This is a genomic window from Methylocystis sp. WRRC1, assembly GCF_020733155.1.
GTDB lineage: Bacteria > Pseudomonadota > Alphaproteobacteria > Rhizobiales > Beijerinckiaceae > Methylocystis.
The window spans coordinates 1-8,453 of record NZ_JAJFZJ010000002.1; the positions used below are offsets into that span (position 1 = coordinate 1).

Below are 8,453 nucleotides of genomic sequence, written 5' to 3' on the forward strand. Positions count from 1 at the left end.
TCCTCCGAATCTTTCCCGTTGGTCCGTATCGCTTCGGAAAATTCGCGAGCGGCCTCGCTGATCGAAGGACTATGCATGAGGGATTCGACGCTCTTGATTTTCTCGAGCGTCAGATTCTCCAGTTGCTCGACCTTCTTCTTCGCGACGACCTGCAGCGACGTTTGAACCGTCTGCTCGAGCGATTCACGCGAGATGTCATAAGTCCGCCAGGCGAGCAGCGCGCAGGAAACAACATTGATCGCGAGGAACCAGAAGATAATCTTGGCGCCAATGGAGCTTCGCAGAAAATTGAGGGTGACAGGCTTCATGGATCAGTCCGCCTCGACGGGGTTGGCCCATTTTCCGCCCCATCGGTTATACATGGCCGTCAGAAAATTTTCCCATTCGGCCTTCGTGCGAGACGGCGGATAGGGAACAGGGCGAATGGGATGGTCGACCGTCCAGACGAGTTCGATTTGCCCGTCAGGCCGAATTTTGCCGACGGAGAAGGAGCGCCAGGCGTGCTGCGTGTAGGGATCGACGGAAACCAGACCTTCGGGAGCATCAAGCGTCTCCGTCAACATCGTCCGCTTGACTCTCTGAACGTCTAACGATTGCACCTCCTGAACGGCCTTTGCCCACAATCTGACGCTGAAATAGGAGGTGGCGATCACATCGCTCGTGACGCGGTTTTCGCCGTATTTGGCTCGAAAATTACGAATGAACCTTTCGTTTTCCGGCGTCTTTATCGCCGCGAAATAGCTCCAGGCGCTGTAATGACCCTGAAGATTGTCGATCGGCAGGCTGCGAAGCTCTTCCTCGCCGATGCTGACCGAGACGACGGGGAGCTTCCCGGCGGAAAGTCCGGCGTCGGTCAGCGCCTGATAAAAGGCCTTGTTGGAATCGCCCACGACCGAGCTGAGAACGACGTCCGGCTGCGCCGCCTTTATCTTTTCGACCGCTCTGGCGACATTGGAGCTTCCGAAGAAAATGTAGTCCTCGCCGACGACCTCCGCGCCCAGCGCCCGGATCGTATCCTTCATGATTTCGTTGATGCTGCGCGGCCAGACATAATCCGAACCGATCAGATAGAATCTCCTGCCGATATGATCGAGGCTCCATTTGATGGCCGGAATGACCTGCTGATTCGGCGCCGCGCCCGTGTAAATTATGTTGGCGGACTGTTCGAGTCCCTCATAGGCCATCGGATAAACCATCAACTGTCCGTATTTCTCTATGACGGGCGCGACGGTTTTTCGGCTCGCGGAAGTCCAGCATCCGAAGATCACGGACACGTTTTCCTGCGTGATGAGGCGTTCGGCCTCCTTCGCGAATGTCGGCCAGTCGGACTTCCCGTCGGCGATGACAGTCTCGATCTTGCGGCCCAACAAGCCGCCTTTCGCATTGATCTCGTCGATGGCGAGGAGTTCCGCGTCGACCATCGAGTTTTCGCTGATCGCCATGGGTCCCGAGCGGGAATGCAGGATCCCGACCTTGATCGGCGCGCTTTCCCTGGTGGACGAAAAAGCCACAGCGGCGAAAAGCGCCGCGCAAGCGACGGCGATGACGCCTATCGACGCGCTGTAAGAAGCCTTGAGGTCCATTATTCCGGATCCTGCTTTCCACTAACTCGAAAACAGCGGTCGCGCTCGAGCTTTCTAAATATTATTCGATCGCGGCGCTTCATTCCAGACAGAAGCCCCCTGCTTTCGGTAGCGGGACGAAACCTGTGCGTCATGGCCGCAACTCGTGCGAATCGAGGAGCGCGCCCGAATCTCACTGAATAGCGGCCGGATCAAATTATTGATATCGCAGCTCGCGCGAATGACATCGACCTCGTATTGGGCGCGTATGATCGAATGCCGACGCGCTCCGGCCGAGCGTCTTTCAGTTTTGTCCGCCGAAAGATCGGGTTAAGGCCTCGGCGCATCGCGGAAGGCTGCCGCTCCCTACCACGCGGGACGCAATCGTTCCGCTGCGCCTTCCTCGCCACGAAAAGTCCATTTGCGGAGTGGATGCAGACAATCGATTGTTTCCCTTGGCCGCGTCTTTCGCTAGTGGTGGCTGGTCAACACGGATAGGATCGAGCGTCGCCCGTCTCCATCTGGGCGGCCGTATCCGTCAGAAAAGGGCCTGCACATTGCCGTTTCCAGAAGACGAGCAGATTGAACCCGCGCCCGGCGCATTCGCATGGTGGCGCAGGTTGCCGCTTTATGTGCGTATACTGGCGGCGGTGGCGCTGGGCGTCGTCACTGGCCTCTTGCTGGGGGACGGCGCCGCGTCGCTGGCGATTCCGGCGAAGCTCGTTCTGCGGGTGTTGGGAGCGCTTGCGCCGCCGTTGATCCTGTTCGCAATTGTGCAGGCCGTCATTAACGCGCCCGTGAGCGGGCGGCAATCGCTGCGTCTCACGACATTGCTAGCGGTGAATACGATCGTCGCCATCGTCATTGGCCTTGCGGTCGCGAATGTTCTTCGTCCCGGCGAATGGGTGCGGATGACGCCGCCAGTCACGAACGCAAAGGCCGCGGCGTCCGCTGCGGATCCTCTCACACAGTTTCTCGACAGCGTGCCGCGGAGCATCGCCGGCCCCTTTACCGACGACGGCAAGGTGATCGGCGTCATTCTCCTTGCGATCGCATTCGGCCTCTCGCTGCGGAAACTGCGAAACTATCCGATTCAAACCGTCGAAGATCTCGTCCATGTTGGCCTGTCGAGCCTCGTCACGATCCTGGAGGCGGTCGTGGAAGTCGTGCCGCTCGCCGTGTTCGGCGTTGTCGCGAGCATTGTCGGCGCCAAGGGCTTGAGCGATTTCCTGGCGCTCGGCGGCTTCGTCGGCGCGGTGATTGCGGCGCTCCTCCTTCAAGGAGTGTATTATCTCGTCCGCGTGCGGCTCGGGTCGTGGGTTCGACCCGCTGCGCTCTTGCGCGGCGTTCGGGACGCCCTGACGATGGCCTTTTCCACCGCCAGTTCGACGGCCACCATGCCCGTGACCTATCGCTGCCTGCGGGACAATGTCGGCCTGAGGGAACAATCCGCGAGTCTCGGCGCGCTGGTCGGAGCGAATTTCAACAATGACGGAACTGCGCTTTATGAAGCGATGTCGGCGCTGTTCGTCGCGCAGATGCTAGGGATGCACCTGACTTTCAGCCAGCAGCTCATGGTGGTGCTGACGTCCATCGTCGCTTCCGTCGGCGCGGCCGGCATTCCCGAGGCCGGACTCGTCACCATGACGCTTGTCTTCAAATCGGTGGGGCTGCCGACCGAATATATCGCCTTGCTCCTGACCGTGGACTGGTTTCTCGACCGCTGCCGGACCGCGATCAATGTAATGGGAGACGTGACCGTCAGCAGCCTCCTCGACGGTAAGACGCCGGAGAAGCCGGTTTCGCCGACGCTGCAGAACGTTTAGGCGAGCGGCCGATCAGCGCTGGAGGCCTGCGACTTCGCGATTGGCTATATCGAGCCGCGACGCCAGCGTGCGCACCACGAATTTGTGGAAAGCGTGCGCGAGTTCCGGCTCCTCCCGCTCCATTCGGTCGAACGCCTCGTCGGAGAGCCGATAGACGTGGGTCGGCTCGTCGACCAGAACCGAGGCGCCGCGCGGCGCGCCGCGATACAGACCCATTTCGCCCAGCAATGTATTGTCGAGCATGCTGCGCAGCCGCACGACCTTGCCGTCGGGCGAATTGAAGAGAATGGTGACGCGTCCGGACGACAGAAGGAAGAGACTGTCGCCCGCGTCGTCTTGTTCGAAGACGAATTCGCCGGGCTGCAACTCGATCGACGTGAGGTAATTCGTCAAGCGCTCGAACAGGCCGGGGGCGCCGAGTTCGGCTTCGAGCCATTCCCTGGTCGAGCGTTTCCCTGCCGCGACGCCCGCCGAACTGGCGAGCAGCCTGTCCTCGCACCATTCGAGCGCGGCGTCGAGATCGGGGAAGACGCGACAGGACGCGTCTCCCTTCTCCCGAAGGAGGCCGCCATTCGCGAGCGAGAGCGCGACATTGGGCGGCAATTCGGCGAGCACCAGGTCGAACCTTTCGCGCTCCGCGAGATGACGAAGTTTGAGCAGCGTCATGACAGCCGAATAATCGATCCCGAGCACCTGACGAAAATCGAGGATCAGACTTCGGCAGGCGCCTTCCTCGCCTGTCAGCGCTTCCTTGACATGCATGAGGAGATTGTGCGCGCTGCCAAAGAAAATAAAGCCGTGAAGCCACATGATCTGGATCTCCGAGCCCTGACGTCTCAGCGCGTCGGCGTGGTGGCTCGGCCGATCCACGCGGCTGGAGTAATTGCTGCGATCCATGCCGTGCTTCACGAGCCGCACGCGGCTCGTGCTGACGGCGAAAGTAATGCAGGCGGCGATGACGCCGACGCCGACGCCCGCGACGAAATCGAAAAGTACAATGGTGAGGAAAATAACGATCAATTGGAGATAGTCGGCGCGCTGCAACGTGCGCCAGCTCCTGACGAGCCATTCGTCCAGCATTCCGACGCCGAGTTGGAACAGAAGTCCGCCGAGAACCGGCACGGGCACGAAACCGAGCGGCGTGGGGCCGAGCGCCAGTGGAAACAGGCACAGGGCTCCCGCCACGAGACCGCCCGCGCGCGATCTCGCTCCGATCTGGTGTCCGAAAAGAGTGCGGCTGACCGAAAGGGTTCCGACGGTTCCGCCGCCGAGACCGGCGACGGCGTTCGCAACGCCGTTGACTTTCAGCTCATGATCCAGGTCGACCTCGGCTCGCGTTTCGACTTCTATGGCCATGATGCTGAGAAGCAAGGTCGCGACGGTCACCGTGATCAGAGCAATATAATCTCCCGCAGATTTCAGGATCTCGTCCGGAGCAACCTGCGTCAGGGCGCCGTAAAGCCAATGGACGGGGAGCGCGCCGGAAGAAGTCGCGGGAAGCGGAAGCAGCCAGCCGGCTTCACGCGCCTGCGGGACAGGGACGCCCATCACCAGTAGCGCGAATGGAATCCCGGCGGTGGCGAAAATGAGAAGGCCCGGGAAAACCGCCGGATGACGGGCGCGGCGCGCCTGAGCGAGGGCAATCGCGAAAGCGGCGCCCACGGCGAGTTGTGCGAGATGGCGACCCGAGGCGACATCCGTCATGAGTTCGGGAGACAGGGCCTTGCGACTGAGAATGCGGATCGCGCCGCTCGCGAGAAACCAGCCCGATGCGGCCATGAAACCGCCGATCACGGGGTAGGGCAAAAATCTTATCCATCGTCCAAGCCTCAGTACGCCGAAGGCGTAGGAGGTCACGCCGACGATCAGCGAACCTGCGAGATGCGCGGCGATGACTGTCGGGCCCGCCTGATCGGCGCGTCCCAGCCCGATCAGATTGTTCGCGATGATTGTCGACATCGACGCCAGCACAGCGATCGCCTTGGAATCCGGCGCCGCTATGGCGAAGGGCAGTCCGCTCATGACGGCGAAAACAATCGCGCCCAGTCCGGCGCCAACGAGCCCGGAAGCGATTCCGACAGGAAGGAACTCGGCGAGCGGTCCCGAGAAGATCAGCGCCGAGTAGCTCAGAGAAGTGGCGATGATCACGACGGACGCGATCACTCCGGACATGACGTCCCTGGCGTTCATTGGATCAATGGGCTCTGCGCGAGCTGCGGAAGGCCAAAGAGGCGGCTCGTGTGAGCAATGCAAATCTCTCCTGGTTTTTTCGTTGGCGGGCGACCAGCGGACCGGACATCGGCGTCATGGGCGAAAGCGCGCCGCCTCGTCGACAGACGCTTCGATACCAAACTGTTGCAGCTGAACAAATGAATACAGCCAGGCGACCGGATGACGGCAACCTCCAATTTACTAAAAATGTCTCGGAAAGGGCCTGATGGTTATGATATCTCTTTACGGGCCGGCGATGGCCGTGTTGGACTGGCGTGCGTCGTTCCGAAAGCCGAGGTTAAGGTTATGCGTGTTTTGAATGCTTCGCGTCCATTTTTGATTTTGTCGGCGATCGGCACGTTGGGCTCGCTGCTCTCCGCCTGTAACTCTACCCAGACCGCCGATCCGGGCGTGCAGGTGGCGCAAGGCGTCCCGTCAATTCCATCGACAATTCCTGCTGACTCGCTTGTCGGCCGTTGGGGGGTCGCCGCCTATCACCGCGACAGCGACCGCGCGCGCACCGAGAGCGAGGCGCGCCGACAGTGCAACAATCCTTACACGATCAAGCGCGGATCCAATGGCGGGGTGATGATGCATCTTGCCGATGAATCGGAAATTCGGGAGCTCGTGTTGAAGGGCAGCCCGAGCGGAGTCACCTATCTGGGTCTCGCGGGGCCGGCGGCGATCGCGAGCGATCGCGAAATCGTCACGGTCAATGACAATTCATTCACCGTGAAATGGGTGAGCCCCGACAATTCTACCCGTTACGGCACGATGGTCTATGTCCGCTGCTCTTGAGCAGTGGCGTCTGACCTTCCGAGCTCCTCCAGTTTCGCATGGGGATCGACATGGGATTCATGAATGCGGGCGTCAAACGCCTGATGATTGCATCGGCGGCTTTTCTGTTTCTGGGTCATGGCCCTGTCGCTCTCGCGGCCGGCGCACAACCTGATGAAATGGATATCGACGACCAGCCGGGCTACACGCCAACTCCAGAGGAGGAAAATCTTTCCGGCCCCTATGAGCGGCAAGTCGTTTTCTTTCGCACGACGGAAGCGCCCGGCACGATCGTCGTCCATACGGCGGAACGCTATCTTTATCTCGTGCAGGGCAACAACCGGGCCATTCGCTACGGCATCGGCGTTGGCCGCGACGGTTTTCAATGGGCCGGCATGCACAAGATTTCTCGCAAGCAGGAATGGCCCGACTGGCGTCCGCCGCCGGAGATGATCCAGCGCCAGCCGTATCTTCCGCGTTTCATGGCGGGCGGTCCGGGGAATCCGATGGGCGCGCGTGCGCTCTATATCGGCACGACGATTTACCGCATCCACGGAACGAACCAGCCGCAAACGATCGGCCACGCCGTTTCGTCCGGCTGTTTCCGCCTCGTCAATGGTGACGTCACCGACCTATACGGTCGCGTTCCCGTCGGAACCAAAATCGTCGTCAAGCAGGCTGCGGATCTGTAATTTTCGAAAAACAGGAAAGAGGTGTTCATGCGTATGTTCCAGAAGCGCGTCCGCGCGTCGCTATCACTGCTGATCGCCTCCTTCTGCCTCCTCGCGGCGCCCTCGCAGGCGTCCACGCTGGATAGTGTAAAACAGAGCGGCGCGCTTGCCTGTGGCGTAAGCAACGGCATTGTCGGATTCTCCATAGCCGACGATAAGGGCAATTGGTCGGGCTTCGATGTCGATTTCTGCCGGGCGGTCGCCTCCGCCATCTTCGGTGACGCTTCCAAAGTACGGTTCGTGCCCGTCGGAACCGAGGAGCGTTTCGAGGCGCTGAAGTCCGGAAAATTCGATCTCCTGTCTCGCAACTCGACCTGGGCTTTCTCCAACGAGGTCGACCAGGGACTGATTTTTGCCGGCGTCACCTTTTACGACGGTCAGGGCTTTCTTGTTCCCAAAAGCCGCAAGATTGCTTCTGCGCTGGAACTCAATGGCAGCAAGGTCTGCGTGAAGTCCGCAACGACGACGGAAGCGAATGTAGCGGATTTCTTCAAGCAGAATCACATGAGTTTCGAACCGGTTCGCTTCGAGACGCTCGCTGAAATCATCAAGGCCTATGATGCGGGGCAGTGTAACGCCATCAGCAGCGACATCTCTCAGCTTCATGCAATCAAGCTCGAACTCAAAAAGCCGGCGGACAACCTTATCCTGGCCGATGTGATCTCGAAGGAGCCGCTGGGCCCGGTTGTGCGTCAGGGCGACGACCAATGGCTGAATCTCGTAAAATGGGTCATTTTTGCGATGCTGAACGCCGAGGAGCTCGGCGTGTCGAGCTCCAATATCGAGCAGGCAAAGAAGTCGCAGAAACCCGCCGTGCGTCGCTTCATCGGCGCCGAGGGCGACATCGGCAAGCAACTCGGCCTGTCGCCGGACTGGGCGCTCAACATCGTCAAGAACGTGGGCAATTACGGAGAAGTCCTGGAGCGCAACGTCGGCAAGAAATCCAAACTCGGCATTGCTCGCGGGCTCAATCAACTTTGGTCCATGGGCGGCGTCCAATACGCGCCGCCGCTGCGCTGACGCGCCCGGACAGGAACTCGCGGAAATGAAAATAAAGCTTCCCCGACTTTGTTGGGGGAGCAGAAGAACTATAAGGTTTTCGGGAGTCCATCGACGAAATCGTCCCTCGTGAGCATCCAGCGCGCGGCGAAGAAGATCAATTATGGGTGACCATGAACGCCTTCTCTGATTGAGGTCGCTAGCGTCAAGTCGCCCTGTCCCAATCGGAATCGACTTTTTGATCGTTCTATTTTCTCTCGCTTTTTTCACTTGCTTTGAGGGATCGTAATCAGCGCCCCCGGGCTTCGCCATTTACAGCAATCTGGAGCCGCATACGCGCAGGTCAT

Annotated in this window: 6 protein-coding genes and 1 pseudogene; 4 read left to right on the top strand and 3 right to left on the bottom strand. The window is 60.0% G+C overall.

The genetic code is table 11. The features are described 5' to 3' along the window. Both LG047_RS19300 and LG047_RS19305 read right to left on the bottom strand, forming a co-directional pair. Nucleotides 1-308, bottom strand: a pseudogene (locus tag LG047_RS19300) (hybrid sensor histidine kinase/response regulator); the annotation flags it as partial. 3 nt (nucleotides 309-311) lie between these two features. Next, nucleotides 312-1,583: an urea ABC transporter substrate-binding protein gene (locus LG047_RS19305; RefSeq protein WP_227968540.1), complete on the bottom strand. Its 1,272-nt coding sequence runs from the start codon at nucleotides 1,581-1,583 to the stop codon at nucleotides 312-314. A 536-nt stretch (nucleotides 1,584-2,119) separates the two neighbouring features. On the opposite strand from LG047_RS19305, the gene LG047_RS19310 reads away from it, so the two are divergent. Beyond that, nucleotides 2,120-3,388: a dicarboxylate/amino acid:cation symporter gene (locus tag LG047_RS19310; RefSeq protein WP_227968541.1), complete on the top strand. Its 1,269-nt coding sequence runs from the start codon at nucleotides 2,120-2,122 to the stop codon at nucleotides 3,386-3,388. 12 nt (nucleotides 3,389-3,400) lie between these two features. Here the strand turns inward: LG047_RS19310 and LG047_RS19315 are convergent, their stop codons facing one another. Then, nucleotides 3,401-5,578: a SulP family inorganic anion transporter gene (locus LG047_RS19315; protein WP_227968542.1), complete on the bottom strand. Its 2,178-nt coding sequence runs from the start codon at nucleotides 5,576-5,578 to the stop codon at nucleotides 3,401-3,403. Nucleotides 5,579-5,905: 327 nt separating this feature from the next. On the opposite strand from LG047_RS19315, the gene LG047_RS19320 reads away from it, so the two are divergent. The 3 genes from LG047_RS19320 to LG047_RS19330 are packed head-to-tail and all read left to right on the top strand — an operon-like array spanning nucleotide 5,906 to nucleotide 8,127. Further along, entirely contained in the window at nucleotides 5,906-6,397 is a 492-nt protein-coding gene (locus tag LG047_RS19320; RefSeq protein ID WP_227968543.1) for a hypothetical protein, read from the top strand. Between the two features lie 50 nt (nucleotides 6,398-6,447). Continuing rightward, entirely contained in the window at nucleotides 6,448-7,068 is a 621-nt protein-coding gene (locus LG047_RS19325; protein WP_370635082.1) for a L,D-transpeptidase, read from the top strand. A gap of 27 nt (nucleotides 7,069-7,095) precedes the next feature. Next, nucleotides 7,096-8,127, top strand: coding sequence for an amino acid ABC transporter substrate-binding protein (locus LG047_RS19330; RefSeq protein WP_227968544.1), 1,032 nt, complete (start codon nucleotides 7,096-7,098; stop codon nucleotides 8,125-8,127). Nucleotides 8,128-8,453: the final 326 nt, after the last annotated feature.

Excerpts from the sequence above, each read along its gene's own strand:
- LG047_RS19315 (WP_227968542.1), bottom strand. The coding sequence starts at position 5,578 with ATGAACGCCAGGGACGTCATGTCCGGAGTGATCGCGTCCGTCGTGATC.
- LG047_RS19305 (WP_227968540.1), bottom strand. The coding sequence starts at position 1,583 with ATGGACCTCAAGGCTTCTTACAGCGCGTCGATAGGCGTCATCGCCGTC.
- LG047_RS19320 (WP_227968543.1), top strand. The coding sequence starts at position 5,906 with ATGCGTGTTTTGAATGCTTCGCGTCCATTTTTGATTTTGTCGGCGATC.
- LG047_RS19325 (WP_370635082.1), top strand. The coding sequence starts at position 6,448 with ATGGGATTCATGAATGCGGGCGTCAAACGCCTGATGATTGCATCGGCG.
- LG047_RS19330 (WP_227968544.1), top strand. The coding sequence starts at position 7,096 with ATGCGTATGTTCCAGAAGCGCGTCCGCGCGTCGCTATCACTGCTGATC.